14 protein-coding genes are annotated in these 16501 nt (G+C 61.1%); all 14 read left to right on the forward strand.

The window, feature by feature from the left end; all coding sequences use genetic code 11:
• Positions 1–13 precede the first annotated feature (13 nt).
• On the forward strand, positions 14–757 hold the full coding sequence (gene pyrH / locus J3P85_RS05340; protein ID WP_186705496.1) for a UMP kinase: 744 nt from the start codon (positions 14–16) through the stop codon (positions 755–757).
• Positions 754–1311 carry a ribosome recycling factor gene (frr, locus tag J3P85_RS05345; RefSeq protein WP_060739001.1) on the forward strand — a complete coding sequence of 186 codons (558 nt, stop codon included), beginning with the start codon at positions 754–756 and terminating at the stop codon, positions 1309–1311. The genes pyrH and frr overlap by 4 nt, the downstream gene beginning before the upstream one ends.
• 13 nt (positions 1312–1324) lie before the next feature.
• Entirely contained in the window at positions 1325–2080 is a 756-nt protein-coding gene (uppS, locus tag J3P85_RS05350) for a polyprenyl diphosphate synthase (RefSeq protein ID WP_186705497.1), read from the forward strand.
• On the forward strand, positions 2080–2886 hold the full coding sequence (locus J3P85_RS05355; RefSeq protein WP_186728923.1) for a phosphatidate cytidylyltransferase: 807 nt from the start codon (positions 2080–2082) through the stop codon (positions 2884–2886). The genes uppS and J3P85_RS05355 overlap by 1 nt, the downstream gene beginning before the upstream one ends.
• The gene (gene ispC, locus J3P85_RS05360; RefSeq protein ID WP_411386606.1) at positions 2883–4073 is read left to right on the forward strand and encodes a 1-deoxy-D-xylulose-5-phosphate reductoisomerase; all 1191 of its coding nucleotides are present in this window, start codon (positions 2883–2885) and stop codon (positions 4071–4073) included. The genes J3P85_RS05355 and ispC overlap by 4 nt, the downstream gene beginning before the upstream one ends.
• Positions 4074–4125: 52 nt before the next feature.
• Positions 4126–5478, forward strand: coding sequence for a sigma E protease regulator RseP (gene rseP, locus J3P85_RS05365; protein WP_434705132.1), 1353 nt, complete (start codon positions 4126–4128; stop codon positions 5476–5478).
• 74 nt (positions 5479–5552) lie between these two features.
• Complete coding sequence (gene bamA / locus J3P85_RS05370) at positions 5553–7928, forward strand: outer membrane protein assembly factor BamA (RefSeq protein WP_434705133.1); 2376 nt, start codon at positions 5553–5555, stop codon at positions 7926–7928.
• A gap of 45 nt (positions 7929–7973) precedes the next feature.
• Complete coding sequence (locus tag J3P85_RS05375; RefSeq protein WP_003184901.1) at positions 7974–8477, forward strand: OmpH family outer membrane protein; 504 nt, start codon at positions 7974–7976, stop codon at positions 8475–8477.
• Positions 8478–8480: 3 nt separating this feature from the next.
• Entirely contained in the window at positions 8481–9536 is a 1056-nt protein-coding gene (gene lpxD / locus J3P85_RS05380; RefSeq protein ID WP_186705502.1) for a UDP-3-O-(3-hydroxymyristoyl)glucosamine N-acyltransferase, read from the forward strand.
• Between the two features lie 105 nt (positions 9537–9641).
• Positions 9642–10082, forward strand: a complete 441-nt coding sequence (gene fabZ, locus J3P85_RS05385) for a 3-hydroxyacyl-ACP dehydratase FabZ (RefSeq protein ID WP_003184897.1) — start codon at positions 9642–9644, stop codon at positions 10080–10082.
• Positions 10079–10855, forward strand: coding sequence for an acyl-ACP--UDP-N-acetylglucosamine O-acyltransferase (gene lpxA / locus J3P85_RS05390; RefSeq protein ID WP_186705503.1), 777 nt, complete (start codon positions 10079–10081; stop codon positions 10853–10855). Before fabZ ends, lpxA begins: the two co-directional genes overlap by 4 nt.
• Before the next feature lie 2 nt (positions 10856–10857).
• Entirely contained in the window at positions 10858–11988 is a 1131-nt protein-coding gene (gene lpxB / locus J3P85_RS05395) for a lipid-A-disaccharide synthase (protein ID WP_434705134.1), read from the forward strand.
• Complete coding sequence (gene rnhB / locus J3P85_RS05400) at positions 11985–12638, forward strand: ribonuclease HII (RefSeq protein WP_434705135.1); 654 nt, start codon at positions 11985–11987, stop codon at positions 12636–12638. The genes lpxB and rnhB overlap by 4 nt, the downstream gene beginning before the upstream one ends.
• Before the next feature lie 195 nt (positions 12639–12833).
• The gene (gene dnaE, locus J3P85_RS05405) at positions 12834–16355 is read left to right on the forward strand and encodes a DNA polymerase III subunit alpha (RefSeq protein ID WP_250965426.1); all 3522 of its coding nucleotides are present in this window, start codon (positions 12834–12836) and stop codon (positions 16353–16355) included.
• Positions 16356–16501 lie beyond the last annotated feature (146 nt).

A 16501-nucleotide genomic window follows, 5' to 3' on the forward strand; every position in this document is an offset into this window, starting at 1 on the left:
GGAGAGATTCGCAATGGCTCAGCAGGGCAGTGGTTATCAGGCTCGCTATAAACGCATTCTACTCAAGCTTAGCGGCGAGGCCCTGATGGGCTCGGAAGAGTTCGGGATCGATCCGAAAGTGCTGGATCGCATGGCCCTGGAAGTGGGCCAGCTGGTCGGGATCGGCGTTCAGGTCGGCCTGGTCATCGGCGGCGGCAACCTGTTCCGCGGCGCAGCGCTGAGCGCGGCCGGCATGGACCGGGTCACGGGCGACCACATGGGCATGCTGGCCACTGTGATGAACGCCCTGGCTATGCGCGACGCGCTGGAGCGTGCCAATATCTCGGCCATCGTGATGTCGGCCATTTCCATGGTTGGCGTGACCGATCACTACGACCGCCGCAAAGCCATGCGCCACCTCAATTCCAAGGAAGTGGTGATTTTTGCCGCCGGTACCGGTAATCCGTTCTTCACCACGGATTCGGCCGCCTGCCTGAGAGCGATCGAGATCGATGCCGATGTCGTGCTCAAGGCAACCAAGGTCGACGGCGTGTATACCGCTGACCCGTTCAAGGACCCGCATGCCGAGAAGTTCGATCATCTGACCTACGATGAAGTGCTGGATCGCAAGCTGGGTGTCATGGACCTGACGGCTATCTGCCTGTGCCGCGACCACAAGATGCCGCTGCGCGTCTTTAACATGAACAAGCCTGGCGCCCTGCTGAATATCGTCCATGGCGGCGCCGAAGGAACACTGATCGAGGAAGCTCAACAATGATCAATGAAATCAAAAAAGACGCTCAAGAGCGCATGCAGAAATCCCTGGACTCCCTGAACCACGCATTCGGCCAGATTCGTACCGGCAAGGCTCACCCCAGCATCCTCGGCAGCGTCATGGTGCCTTACTACGGCACTGACACACCGCTGAGCAGCGTTGCCAACGTCACCGTGAAAGACTCGCGCACCCTGCAGGTCGTGGCTTTCGAGCGCAACATGCTCGCTGCCGTAGACAAGGCGATCCAGAGCGCCGGCCTGAACCTCAACCCAACTAACCTGGGGGAACTGCTGCTGATCCCGATGCCGGCCCTCACCGAGGAAACGCGCAAAGGCTTCACCAAGCAAGCCCGTAGCGCAGCGGAAGATGCGCGTGTTGCTGTGCGCAATATCCGTCGTGACGCGTTGGGTGAGCTGAAGAAGTTGGTCAAGGATAAGGAAATCAGTGAAGACGAAGAGCGTCGTGCCATCGCTGATATCGATAAGCTGACCAAGGAATCCGAGGCCCAGATCACCAAGGCCACGGACGAGAAAGAAAAAGACCTGATGGCCGTATAAGGGTCTCGTTTTCATGGAAAAGACCAAGCAGGCCGTGCCGTTCGCGGTGCCGCGCCACGTGGCGATCATCATGGACGGCAACAACCGCTGGGCCAAGAAACGCTTTATGCCTGGCGTCGCCGGGCACAAGGCGGGGGTCGACGCTGTTCGTGCGGTCATCGAGGTGTGCGCCGAGGCAGGGGTCGAGGTGCTGACCCTGTTCGCCTTCTCCAGCGAGAACTGGCAGCGCCCGGCCGATGAAGTCAGCGCCTTGATGGACCTGTTCCTCAAGGCCCTGCGTCGCGAGGCCAAGCGCCTCAGCGATAACAAGATCAGCTTGCGCATCATCGGTGATCGCTCGCGCTTCCATCCTGAATTGCAGGCTGCGATGCGTGAAGCCGAAGCCGCGACGGCGGGTGCCAATCGGTTCGTCCTGCAAATCGCCGCCAACTATGGTGGCCAATGGGACATTGCCCAGGCTGCGCAGCGGCTGGCGCGGGAAGTCCAGGCCGGGCACTTGCGTCCAGAAGACATCACCCCTGAACTGTTACAGACGTGCCTGGCGACCGGTGACCTGCCGTTGCCGGACCTGTGCATCCGGACCGGTGGCGATCATCGCATCAGCAACTTCCTGCTCTGGCAATTGGCTTATGCCGAGCTGTACTTCTCCGACCTGTTCTGGCCGGACTTCAAACACGAAGCCATGCGCACCGCATTGGCCGATTTCGCTTCCCGTCAGCGTCGTTTCGGTAAAACGAGCGAGCAGATCGAAGCTGGAGCCCGGATTTAATGCTTAAACAACGAATCATCACTGCCTTGATCCTGTTGCCCATCGCACTGGGTGGTTTCTTCCTGCTCGAAGGCGCCGGTTTTGCGCTGTTCATCGGGCTGGTCGTGACCCTGGGCGCATGGGAGTGGGCGCGGCTGGCGGGTTTTCCTGCACAGTCGGCGCGGGTGGCCTACGCAGCGGCCGTGGCGGCCATGCTGTTCATCATGTACGTCGTGCCCGGCCTCGCGCCTTGGGTGCTGGGTGCTGCGGTGCTGTGGTGGGCGACGGCGACCTTCCTGGTCCTGACCTACCCACGGACCACGCATCACTGGGCCAACGCGGCGACCAAGCTGGTCATCGGCCTGTTGATCCTGCTGCCGGCCTGGCAGGGTCTGATCTGGATCAAGCAAGGTCCGCTGGGCAACTGGCAGATCATGGCCGTGATGGTGTTGGTCTGGGGCGCTGATGTCGGGGCCTACTTCTCCGGCAAGGCCTTCGGCAAGCGCAAGCTGGCGCCGAAAGTCAGTCCCGGCAAGAGCTGGGAAGGGGTCTATGGTGGCCTGGTCCTGAGCCTGGTGATCACCACGGTGGTCGGCTTCGTACGGGACTGGACGGTCGCGCAACTGTTCATGGGCCTTATTGGCGCGGCCCTGATCGTATTTGTGTCGGTGGTCGGCGACCTGACCGAAAGCATGTTCAAGCGTCAATCCGGGATCAAGGACAGCAGTAACCTGTTGCCCGGTCACGGTGGCGTGCTGGATCGCATCGACAGCCTGACGGCGGCGATCCCGATCTTTGCGGTGCTGTTGTGGATGGCGGCATCGTGAGTCGCCCCCAGCAGATCACTGTTCTTGGCGCGACCGGTTCGATTGGCCTGAGTACGCTTGACGTCATCGGTCGGCATCCGGAGCGCTACCAGGTGTTTGCCCTCAGTGGCTTCACGCGCCTGAGTGAATTGCTGGCGTTGTGCATTCGCCACACCCCGCGGTTTGCCGTGGTGCCTGAGGCTGGCGTGGCGCGGGCGTTGCAGGACGATCTGCGCGCAGCCGGCTTGCAAACCCGCGTGTTGGTAGGGGAGGAGGGGCTCTGCCAAGTGGCTTCCGACCCCGAAGTCGACGCCGTGATGGCGGCGATCGTCGGTGCGGCGGGCTTGCGTCCGACGCTGGCGGCGGTGGAAGCCGGCAAGAAGATCCTGCTGGCCAATAAAGAAGCGCTGGTGATGTCCGGCGCGCTGTTCATGCAGGCTGTACGCAAAAGCGGCTCGGTGTTGCTGCCCATCGACAGCGAACACAATGCGATTTTTCAGTGCATGCCGCAGGATTTTTCCCGTGGTCTCGGCGCGGTAGGGGTTCGGCGGATTTTGCTGACGGCCTCCGGTGGTCCGTTCCGGCAGACGCCGCTGGAAGAATTGGTGCATGTTTCACCCGAGCAGGCCTGTGCGCACCCGAACTGGTCCATGGGGCGCAAGATCTCGGTGGATTCGGCCAGCATGATGAACAAGGGGCTGGAGCTGATCGAGGCCTGCTGGCTGTTCGATGCCAAGCCGGCGCAGGTCGAGGTGGTGATTCACCCCCAGAGCGTGATTCACTCCCTGGTGGACTACGTCGACGGTTCGGTGCTGGCCCAGTTGGGCAACCCGGACATGCGCACGCCGATCGCCAACGCCTTGGCCTGGCCGGAGCGCATCGACTCGGGCGTTGCGCCGCTGGATTTGTTCGCCATCGCGCGCCTGGATTTCCAGGCGCCCGATGAGCAGCGCTTCCCCTGCCTGCGCCTGGCGCGCCAGGCGGCCGAGGCGGGCAACAGTGCACCGGCCATGCTTAACGCTGCCAATGAGGTGGCCGTTGCCGCGTTTCTCGATGGACGTGTCCGTTATCTCGAGATCGCGAGTATCATCGAGGAAGTCTTGAACCTCGAAGCCGTGGTTTCGGTCGAGGACCTCGATACGGTATTCACGGCGGATGCCAGGGCTCGTGAGTTGGCGGGCCAATGGCTGCAGCGCCACGGGCGTTGAAGCTGCGATACGTTAGCCAGGGTTGCCCTGGACAGGATTGCGGAGAAAACAGATGAGCGCGCTCTATATGATTGTCGGCACCCTGGTTGCGCTGGGGGTGTTGGTCACCTTTCACGAATTCGGTCATTTCTGGGTCGCGCGTCGCTGTGGCGTCAAGGTCCTGCGTTTTTCCGTGGGCTTTGGCATGCCATTGCTGCGTTGGCACGACAAGCAAGGCACCGAGTTCGTCGTGGCGGCTATCCCGCTGGGCGGCTACGTCAAGATGCTCGACGAGCGCGAAGGCGAAGTCCCGGCCGATCAACTCGACCAATCCTTCAATCGCAAGACCGTCCGTCAGCGTATCGCCATCGTCGCGGCGGGACCGATTGCCAACTTCCTGCTGGCCTTGGTGTTTTTCTGGGGCCTTGCGATGCTGGGTAGCGAGCAGGTGCGTCCGGTCATCGGTGGCGTAGAGGCTGGCAGCGTTGCCGCTCGTGCCGGGCTGGGTGCCGGGCAGGAAATCGTCGCGATCGATGGCGAGCAGACATCGGGCTGGGCGGCGGTCAACCTGCAGCTGGTACGTCGCCTGGGTGAGAGCGGTTCGTTGCAGTTAATGGTGCGCGAGCAGGGTTCCACGGTGGATTCGCCGCGCGAACTGATCCTGGACAACTGGCTCAAGGGCGCCGACGAGCCGGATCCGATCCGTTCCCTGGGGATCAAGCCTTGGCGTCCGGCGTTGCCACCGGTTCTCGCCGAGCTCGACCCGAAAGGCCCGGCCCAGGCTGCCGGCCTGAAGACCGGCGATCGGTTACTGGCCCTCGATGGCCAGCCGGTCAGCGACTGGCAGCAGGTGGTCGATTCGGTTCGTGTACGTCCTGATACCAAGATTATGCTGCGCATCGAGCGCGACGGTGCTCCAATCGACGTCCCGGTGACCCTGGCCGCCCGTGGCGAAAGCAAGGCGCCGACCGGTTACCTGGGGGCGGGCGTCAAGGCGGTCGACTGGCCACCGGAAATGATCCGCGAGGTCAGTTTCGGCCCTGTGGCGGCGATTGGCGAGGGTGCGCGTCGTACCTGGACCATGAGCATCCTGACGCTGGACTCGCTCAAGAAAATGTTGTTCGGCGAGCTCTCGGTAAAAAACTTGAGTGGACCGATAACCATTGCTAAAGTGGCGGGCGCTTCTGCCCAGTCGGGCGTCGCTGATTTCCTGAATTTCCTTGCTTATCTGAGCATTAGCCTGGGGGTTCTGAATTTGCTGCCCATCCCGGTACTGGATGGGGGGCATCTGCTGTTTTATCTGATCGAGTGGGCGCGTGGTCGTCCCTTGTCGGATCGGGTGCAAGGTTGGGGGATACAGATCGGTATCAGCTTGGTGGTCGGGGTCATGTTGCTTGCCCTCGTCAACGATCTGGGTCGTCTGTAACGCTTCGCTGAATTGCGAATCTGCCGCATTTTGCGGCAGTTTGTTTATTGCCAGTTGGAATAAGAAAGGACTTCATGAAACGTCTGCTGCTAACTGCGGTTCTCACCGTATTGATGATCGCCGAAGTTCACGCCGAGTCCTTCACTATCTCTGATATTCGCGTCAACGGCCTCCAGCGGGTTTCCGCGGGTAGCGTCTTTGGTGCCTTGCCGTTGAACGTCGGCGAGCAGGCGGATGATCGGCGCCTGGTGGAATCCACGCGTGCGCTGTTCAAGACCGGCTTCTTTCAAGATATCCAGCTGGGCCGTGACGGCAATGTCCTGGTCATCACGGTAGTCGAGCGCCCGTCGGTCGCCAGTATCGAGATCGAAGGCAACAAGGCGATCTCCACTGAAGACCTGATGAAAGGCCTCAAGCAGTCCGGACTGGCCGAAGGCGAGATCTTCCAGCGCGCCACCCTCGAAGGTGTGCGTAACGAGCTGCAACGCCAGTACGTCGCCCAGGGCCGCTACTCGGCCACCGTCGACACCGAAGTGGTGCCGCAGCCGCGCAACCGCGTCGGCCTGAAGGTCAACATCAACGAAGGCACCGTGGCGGCCATCCAGCACATCAACGTGGTGGGCAACACGGTTTTCCCGGATGAAGACCTGATTGACCTGTTCGAACTCAAGACCACCAACTGGCTGTCGTTCTTCAAGAACGACGACAAGTACGCCCGTGAAAAACTTTCCGGTGACCTGGAGCGCCTGCGTTCCTACTACCTGGACCGTGGCTACATCAACATGGACATCGCTTCGACCCAGGTGTCCATCACCCCGGACAAGAAGCACGTCTACATCACCGTCAACGTCAACGAAGGCGAGAAGTACACCGTTCGTGACGTCAAGCTCAGCGGTGACCTGAAGGTTCCCGAGGACCAGGTCAAGTCGCTGCTGCTGGTGCAGAAGGGCCAGGTGTTCTCGCGCAAGCTGATGACCACCACGTCCGAGCTGATCACCCGCCGCCTGGGTAACGAGGGCTACACCTTCGCCAACGTCAGCGGCGTGCCGCAGCCGCACGATGAAGACCATACCGTCGACATCACCTTCGCCGTGGACCCGGGCAAGCGTGCCTACGTCAACCGCATCAACTTCCGTGGCAACACCAAGTCCGAGGACGAAGTGCTGCGCCGTGAAATGCGCCAGATGGAAGGTGGCTGGGCGTCGACCTACCTGATCGACCAGTCCAAGACCCGTCTCGAGCGCCTGGGCTTCTTCAAGGAAGTCAACGTCGAGACGCCGGCCGTGCCGGGCGTCGATGACCAGGTCGATGTGAACTACAGCGTCGAAGAGCAGGCTTCCGGTTCGATCACCGCCAGCGTCGGTTTCGCCCAGAGCGCCGGCCTGATCCTCGGTGGCTCGATCACCCAGAACAACTTCCTGGGTACCGGTAACAAGGTCAGCATCGGCTTGACCCGCAGCGAATACCAGACCCGCTACAACTTCGGTTTCGTGGACCCCTACTGGACCGCTGACGGCGTGAGCCTGGGCTACAACGCCTTCTACCGCACCACCGACTATGACGAACTCGATTCCGATGTCTCCAGCTATGCCGTAGACAGCTTGGGTGCCGGCGTCAACGTAGGTTATCCAATCAGCGAGACTTCGCGTCTTACGTTCGGCCTCACCGCCCAGCAGGACGAGATCAGCACCGGCCGCTACACCGTTGACGAGATCTTCGATTTCGTCAACAAGGAAGGCGACAAGTACCTGAACTTCAAAGCATCTGTTGGTTGGTCCGAGTCGACCTTGAACAAGGGTGTGTTGGCAACCCGTGGCCGTTCCCAGAGCCTGGTATTGGAAACCACCACGCCTGGCAGCGACTTGTCGTTCTTCAAGCTCGACTACCGCGGCCAGTTGTTCCAGCCGTTGACCGACAACTACACCATGCGCCTGCACACCGAGCTGGGCTATGGCGATGGCTACGGTTCGACCGAAGGCCTGCCGTTCTACGAGAACTACTACGCCGGTGGTTTCAACTCGGTACGTGGCTTCAAGGACAGCACCCTGGGTCCACGCAGTACGCCGAGCAAGGGTAACAACCCAGGCACCATTCGTGACCCGGACCAGGATCCTCTGCCATTCGGTGGCAACGTCCTGATCCAGGGTGGCGTCGAACTCCTGTTCCCGATGCCGTTCGTCAAGGACCAGCGCTCCCTGCGTACCTCGGTATTCTGGGACGTGGGTAACGTTTTCGATTCAAGTTGCAGCGACACCACCAACGCCAACGGCAGCAAGTCCGACACCAAGTGCAACGACATCAGCCTCAGCAACCTGGCCAGCTCCGTCGGTGTGGGCGTGACCTGGGTCACCGCACTGGGTCCCTTGAGCTTCGCGTTGGCGATGCCGATCAAGAAACCGGATGACGCTGAAACCCAAGTGTTCCAATTCTCCCTCGGCCAGACGTTCTAAACGTCCGGCCCAAGATAACGACAATGGATTTTGTAGGAGTGCATCGTGCGTAAGTTGACTCAATTGGTTCTCCTGGCGACCGTACTGGTTGCCGGTCCGGCTTTTGCCGACATGAAGATTGCCGTGCTGAATTATCAGATGGCCTTGCTGGAATCCGACGCGGCGAAGAAATACGCCGTGGATGCCGAGAAAAAATTCGGCCCGCAACTGACCAAGCTCAAGGGCCTGGAAAGCAGCGCCAAGGGTATCCAGGACCGTCTGGTCGCCGGTGGCGACAAGATGGCCCAGGGTGAGCGCGAGCGTCTGGAGCTGGAATTCAAGCAAAAGGCCCGTGACTTCCAGTTCCAGTCCAAGGAGCTGAACGAAGCCAAAGCTGTTGCCGACCGCGAAATGCTCAAGCAACTCAAGCCGAAACTCGACAGCGCTGTGGAAGAAGTCATCAAGAAAGGTGGTTTTGACCTGGTGTTCGAGCGTGGCGCAGTGATCGATGTCAAGCCTCAATACGACATCACGCGCCAAGTGATCGAGCGCATGAATCAGCTGAAGTAATCCATGACAGCGACTATCAAGCTCGGCCAGTTGGCCGAGTTCCTCGGCGCCACCCTGCGTGGCGACCCGGAGAAGGCAATTACTGGGCTAGCCACTTTGCAAGAGGCTGGCCCAGCTCAGTTGAGCTTTCTGGCAAATCCCCAGTACCGCAAGTATCTGGCTGACTGCCGGGCGGCTGCGTTGTTGCTCAAGGCTGCCGATGCCGATGGGTTTGCCGGCGATGCCTTGATCGTGCCCGATCCGTACCTGGCGTATGCCCGCATTTCCCATCTGTTCGATCCCAAGCCGACATCGGCCGCCGGTATTCATCCCAGCGCAGTGATCGCCGCAGATGCCGTGGTTGATCCCACGGCCAGCGTCGGCCCGTTCGTGGTCATCGAAAGCGCGGCCCGAATCGGTGCCGGCGTCACGCTGGGTGCCCATTGTGTCATTGGTGCGCGCAGCGAGATCGGCGAAGGCGGCTGGCTGGCACCACGGGTCACCCTGTATCACGACGTGCGCATCGGCAAGCGGGTGGTGATCCAGTCCGGTGCCGTGCTGGGCGGTGAAGGGTTCGGTTTTGCCAACGAGAAGGGCATCTGGCAGAAGATCGCCCAGATCGGCGGTGTCACCATTGGCGATGACGTGGAGATCGGCGTCAACACGGCGATCGACCGCGGTGCCTTGGCCGACACGGTCATTGGCAATGGCGTCAAGCTCGACAACCAGATCCAGATCGCCCACAACGTCCAGGTCGGTGACCACACCGCCATGGCCGCCTGCGTGGGCATCTCCGGCAGCACCAAGATCGGCAAGCACTGCATGCTCGCCGGTGGCGTAGGCCTGGTGGGCCATATCGATATCTGTGACAACGTGTTCCTGACCGGGATGACCATGGTGACCCACTCGATTACCGAGCCGGGTGCCTATTCTTCCGGCACAGCCATGCAGCCGGCAGCCGAATGGCGCAAGAGCGCGGCGCGTATCCGCCAGCTCGACGACATCGCGCGGCGCCTCAAGCAGGTGGAAAAGCGTGTAGGGGACGTGACCCCTGGCGGTAATGCTTCATCAGATGGCTGATACCATTTCCATATCAAGTGTGCACAGCCGTTAGGGCATCTTGATTTGCTAGCGGAGTGCGCGTCACTCGTGCGCTCCCAATCTTTACATAGGCTTCCCCCCGAAATGATGGACATCAACGAGATTCGCGAATACCTGCCTCACCGTTACCCGTTCCTGCTGGTGGATCGGGTGGTGGACCTGGACGTTGAAGGCAAGCGCATTCGCGCCTATAAGAATGTCAGCATCAACGAGCCGTTCTTCAATGGTCACTTCCCCGCGCATCCAATCATGCCGGGCGTATTGATCATCGAGGCGATGGCCCAGGCTGCCGGGATCCTTGGTTTCAAAATGCTCGACGTAAAGCCTGCCGACGGAACGCTCTACTACTTCGTCGGTTCCGACAAGCTGCGCTTCCGCCAGCCGGTCACTCCGGGCGATCAATTGATCCTCGAAGCCAAGTTCATCAGTTGCAAGCGCCAGATCTGGAAGTTCGAATGCCAGGCTTCGGTCGACGGCAAGCCAGTCTGCTCCGCTGAAATCATCTGTGCGGAACGCAAACTATGAGTTTGATTGACCCTCGCGCAATCATCGATCCGACGGCCGTCCTGGCCGCCGATGTCGAGGTCGGCCCGTGGTCGATTATCGGCGCAGGTGTGGAAATCGGCGAGGGTACGGTGATCGGTCCCCACGTAATTCTCAAGGGACCGACCCGGATTGGTCGTCACAATCGTATCTACCAGTTTTCCTCGGTAGGCGAGGACACGCCCGATCTCAAGTACAAAGGTGAAGAAACCCGCCTGGTCATTGGCGATCACAACGTGATTCGCGAAGGCGTGACGATTCACCGTGGCACTGTCCAGGACCGTTCCGAAACGACCCTGGGCGACCACAACCTGATCATGGCTTACGCACACATCGGCCACGACAGCGTGATTGGCAACCATTGCATCCTGGTCAACAACACCGCGTTGGCCGGCCATGTGCACGTGGACGATTGGGCAATCCTGTCCGGGTTCACCCTGGTGCACCAGTATTGCCATATCGGCGCCCACAGCTTTTCTGGCATGGGCACCGCCATCGGCAAGGATGTCCCGGCCTATGTCACGGTGTTCGGCAATCCGGCCGAAGCCCGCAGCATGAACTTCGAAGGCATGCGCCGTCGGGGTTTCAGCGAAGAGGCAATTACCGCGCTGCGCCGTGCCTACAAGGTGGTGTATCGCCAGGGCCTGACCGTCGAGCAGGCGCTCGCCGAACTGGCTGAGGCTTCGGCACAGCACCCGGAAGTCGCGATTTTCCGCGATTCCATCCAGTCTTCGACCCGCGGCATCACTCGCTGACCATGGCTAACGTGCGCGTTGCACTGGTGGCGGGAGAGGCTTCCGGTGACATTCTGGGCGCGGGCCTGATGCGAGCGCTCAAGGCGCAGCACCCCGCGGTGGAATTCATTGGCGTCGGCGGGCCGTTGATGCAGGCCGAGGGCCTGGCCTCCTATTTTCCGATGGAGCGCCTGTCGGTGATGGGCCTGGTGGAAGTGCTCGGTCGCCTGCGTGAGCTGCTGGCTCGACGCAAGAAGCTGATCCAGACCCTGATCGACGAAAAACCGGACGTGTTCATCGGCATCGATGCGCCGGATTTCACCCTCAATATCGAGCTCAAGTTGCGTCAGGCCGGGATCAAGACCGTGCACTACGTCAGCCCGTCAGTCTGGGCCTGGCGGCAGAAGCGCGTGCTGAAGATCCGCGAAGGCTGTGACCTGATGCTGACGCTGCTGCCGTTCGAGGCCCGGTTCTATGAAGAAAAGGGCGTGCCGGTGCGGTTTGTCGGGCACACCCTGGCCGACACCATTCCCCTGGAAGCCGACCGCGAGGCCGCTCGCCAGGCGTTGGGCCTGCCCGAAGGACCGCTGGTGGCCTTGATGCCCGGCAGCCGGGGCGGCGAAGTGAGTCGCCTGGGGGGCTTGTTCTTCGACGCCGCCGAACGCCTCCTGGCGCTGCGCCCCGGTGTGCGGTTTGTCCTGCCGTGTGCCAGTGCGCAGCGTCGCGTCCAACTGGAAGCCCTGTTGGACGGTCGCGATTTGCCGGTGACGTTGCTCGACGGTCGCTCCCATGACGCACTGGCGGCCTGTGACGCCGTGTTGATTGCCTCCGGCACGGCTACCCTTGAGGCGTTGCTGTTCAAACGCCCGATGGTGGTTGCCTATCGCCTGGCGCCGCTGACATTCTGGATTCTCAAGCGCATGGTCAAGAGCCCCTACGTCTCCTTGCCGAACCTGCTGGCCCAGCGTCTGTTGGTGCCGGAACTGCTGCAAGACGATGCGACCGCCGAGGCGCTGGCCACCACGCTGTTGCCCTTGATCGATGGCGGCGAGGAACAGACCCGGGGCTTTGACGAAATCCATCGTGCCCTGCGTCGCGATGCCTCCAACCAGGCGGCTGACGCGGTACTGACCCTGATTGGCGCAAAACCATGAGCAACGTAAAGCTACAGATGGGCCTGGACTTCAACCTGGTCGCCGAAGTGGAAGAGCTGGTGGCCGGTGTCGATGAAGTGGGGCGCGGCCCTTTGTGTGGCGCGGTGGTGACGGCGGCGGTGATTCTCGACCCGAAGCGGCCAATCCTCGGCCTGAATGATTCGAAGAAACTCACGGAAGCTCGTCGCGAAAAACTCTACGACGAAATCTGCGAGAAGGCCCTGAGCTGGTGCATCGCCCGGGCCGAAGTCGAAGAAATCGATGAACTCAATATCCTGCACGCCACCATGCTCGCCATGCAGCGTGCCGTGCAAGGGCTGCATATCACGCCGAAGCTGGCGATGATCGATGGCAATCGCTGCCCGAAACTGTCGATGCGCGCCGAGGCGGTCATCCAGGGCGACGGCAAGGTACCGGCCATCGCCGCGGCCTCGATCCTGGCCAAGGTCAGCCGTGACCGGGAAATGAGCGCCTTCGAGTTGATCTACCCGGGCTACGGCATCGGCAGCCACAAGGGCTACCCGACCCCCGTGCACCTCGAAGCCCTGGCGCGCCTTGGGCCAACGCCCATTCATCGGCGTTCGTTCGCCCCGGTGCGGCTGGCTTATGAAGCCCGGGATGGGTTGATCGTGAGCGAGGGGTTCACCTGATTCATCGTGGCGAGGGAGCTTGCTCCCGCTTGGGTGCGAAGCGCCCATAAGAAGGGGGCTGCTGCGCAGCCCAGCGGGAGCAAGCTCCCTCGCCACGGGTTCAATCCTCAAGAGAATGGGTTGCTGGCTGATGTTTTACCCAAGGCCCGGTACAATCCGGGCCTTGTTGTTTTCATGACTTAACGCAGGATCACTATGCCGGCTTCATTCGTTCATCTACGCCTGCACACTGAATACTCCCTGGTCGACGGTCTGGTGCGGATCAAGCCCCTGGTCAAGACCCTGGTGGGCATGAACATGCCTGCCGTGGCGGTCACCGACCAGAACAACATGTGCTCGCTGGTCAAGTTCTACAAGGCTGCCATGGGCGCCGGGATCAAGCCGATCTGTGGCGCCGACCTGTGGCTGTCGAACAAGGACCCGGACGCGCCGCTGAGCCGGATCAGCCTGTTGGTGATGAACGCCCTCGGTTATCGCAACCTCACCGAGTTGATCTCCCGCGGCTTTATCGACGGCCAGCGCAACGGCTCGATCATCATCGAGCGCGAGTGGGTGGCCGAGGCCAGCGAAGGGCTGATCATGCTGTCTGCGGCCAAGGAAGGTGAAATCGGCCTGGCGCTGCTCAGCGGCAACCCCGAGGAAGCCGAGACCCTGGCCCGCGACTGGATGGCGGTGTTCCCGGATCGCTTCTACATCGAAGTGCAGCGCACCAACCGTCCCAATGACGAAGAACATCTGCACGCCGCCGTGGCCCTGGCCGACAAGATCGGCGCGCCGCTGGTGGCGACCAACGATGTGCGGTTCATCAAGCAGGAAGATTTCGAAGCCCACGAAACACGGGTTTGCATCGGTGAGGGCCGCGCCCTCGACGACCCGCGTCGGTCAAAGAACTACAGCAATCAGCAATACCTCAAGAGCGCCGAGGAAATGGCCGAGTTGTTCAGCGACCTGCCCGAGGCGCTGGAAAACACCGTCGAGATCGCCAAGCGCTGCAACATCGAAGTGAAGCTGGGCAAGCACTTCCTGCCCAACTTCCCGATTCCCGATGGCATGACCATCGATGAATATTTCCGCAAGGTGTCCTTCGACGGTCTCGAAGAGCGCCTTAGCGTCCTGTTGCCCAAGGACACCACCGAAGACTACGAAGCCAAGCGCCAGGTCTATGTCGATCGGTTGAATTTCGAACTGGATATCATCATCCAGATGGGCTTTCCCGGTTACTTCCTGATCGTGATGGACTTCATCCAGTGGGCCAAGAACAACGGCGTGCCGGTGGGGCCTGGCCGTGGATCGGGTGCCGGGTCCCTGGTGGCCTACGTGCAGAAGATCACCGACCTCGACCCGCTGGAATATGACCTGCTGTTCGAACGTTTCCTCAACCCGGAACGGGTCTCCATGCCCGACTTCGACGTCGACTTCTGCATGGACGGTCGCGACCGGGTGATCGACTACGTGGCCGAGAAGTACGGCCGCAACGCGGTGAGCCAGATCATCACCTTCGGTTCCATGGCCGCCAAGGCGGTGGTGCGTGACGTGGCCCGGGTGCAGGGCAAGTCCTACGGTTTGGCGGATCGCCTGTCGAAGATGATTCCGTTCGAAGTCGGCATGACCCTGGAGAAAGCCTACGAGCAGGAAGAAATCCTGCGGGACTTCATCAAGGTCGACGAAGAGGCCGCGGAAATCTGGGAGATGGCCCGCAAGCTCGAAGGCGTGGTGCGTAACGTCGGCAAGCACGCCGGTGGCGTGGTGATCGCGCCGACGAAGCTGACGGACTTCTCGCCGATCTATTGCGACGAAGAAGGCGACGGCCTGGTGACCCAGTTCGACAAGGACGACGTCGAGGCGGCAGGCCTGGTGAAGTTCGACTTCCTCGGCCTGCGGACCTTGACGATCATTGACTGGGCGCTGAAGACCATCAACCGCGACCGGGCCAAGGTCGGCGAAGAACCGCTGGACATTGCTTTCATCCCGCTGGATGACAAACCGACCTACAGCCTGCTGCAAAAAGCCGAAACCACGGCGGTGTTCCAGCTTGAATCCCGGGGCATGAAGGAGCTGATCAAAAAGCTCAAGCCCGACTGCCTGGAAGACTTGATCGCATTGGTGGCCCTGTTCCGTCCGGGGCCTCTGCAATCGGGCATGGTGGATGACTTCATCAACCGTAAGCACGGTCGCGCCGAGCTGGCCTACCCGCACTCGGATTATCAGTACGAAGGCTTGAAACCGGTGCTGGCACCGACCTACGGCATCATCCTGTATCAGGAACAGGTGATGCAGATTGCCCAGGTCATGGCCGGTTACACCCTCGGCGGCGCGGATATGCTGCGCCGGGCCATGGGTAAGAAAAAGCCCGAGGAAATGGCCAAGCAACGCGGCGGTTTCATTGAAGGTTGCGCGACCAACGGCATCGACCCTGACCTGGCCGGTAACATTTTCGACCTGGTGGAAAAATTCGCCGGCTACGGTTTCAACAAATCCCACTCCGCCGCCTATGGCCTGGTGTCGTACCAGACCGCGTGGCTGAAAGCGCATTACCCGGCGCCGTTCATGGCGGCGGTACTGTCGGCGGATATGCACAACACCGACAAGGTCGTGACCTTGATCGAAGAAGTGCGGACCATGAAGCTGCGCCTCGACGCGCCGGACGTGAACGCTTCGGAGTTCAAGTTCACAGTGAACGACGAGGGCCGGATCATCTATGGCCTCGGCGCGATCAAGGGCGTGGGCGAGGGGCCGGTGGAAGCCATCACCGAAGCGCGCCAGGATGGGCCGTTCAAGGACCTGTTCGATTTCTGCGCGCGGGTCGACCTCAAGCGCATCAACAAACGCACCCTCGACGGTTTGATCCGCAGTGGCGCCCTGGACCGGCTTGGCCCTTACTTCCACGACGAGCCGAAGGCCTACCAGGCCAACATCGACCGCAACCGCGCGGTGTTGCTGGCGGCGATGGAAGAAGCGATCAAGGCCGCCGAGCAGACCGCCCGCACCCACGACAGCGGCCACGCAGACCTGTTTGGCGGGCTGTTCGTCGAGGAGGACGCCGATGTCTACGGCAACCATCGCAAGGCCAAGGAGCTGACGCTCAAGGAACGTCTCAAGGGTGAAAAAGACACCCTGGGCCTGTACCTGACGGGTCACCCGATCGATGAATACGAAGGCGAGATCCGCCGTTTCGCCCGCCAGCGCATCATTGACCTCAAGCCAGCGCGCGACACCCAGACCGTCGCGGGCATGATCATCGCCCTGCGGGTGATGAAGAACAAAAAGGGCGACAAGATGGGTTTCATCACCCTCGACGACCGCTCCGGGCGTATCGAGGCGTCACTGTTCGCCGATGCGTTCCATTCGGCGCAGTCGTTGTTGCAGACCGACGCGATGGTGGTGGTGGAAGGCGAGGTCAGTAACGATGACTTCTCCGGTGGCCTGCGGCTGCGGGTCAAGCGGGTGATGAGCATGGAAGATGCCCGCACCAACCTGGCCGAGAGCCTGCGCCTGAAGTTGCAGACCCAGGATCTGAAGGGCGATCAGCTACGCTGGTTGGGCGAGTTGTTCAAGCGCCATCGCGGTGCTTGCCCGATCACCATGGAGTACGTACGACCCGATGCCAAGGCCGTGCTGCAGTTCGGCGAAGGCTGGCGGATCGATCCGGCGGATGCGTTGATTCAAGCCTTGCGTGACCAGTTCGGCAAAGACAACGTCTTCCTCCAATACCGTTGACGGCCAGGGGCCACTGTTGAAACCGGAAAGCCCCTGATCTCGACCCGAATTTTTAATCTCGACCTGAACGCGCCTCTCCCTTAAGGTAGGCGCGAATAGACAACCGGCCGGCCCAAGCTCTCTTGGACGTCGACCCAAGACGGACG

Source organism: Pseudomonas sp. Z1-12, from assembly GCF_051132015.1.
In the GTDB taxonomy this organism is placed as follows: Bacteria; Pseudomonadota; Gammaproteobacteria; order Pseudomonadales; family Pseudomonadaceae; genus Aquipseudomonas; species Aquipseudomonas zanjanensis.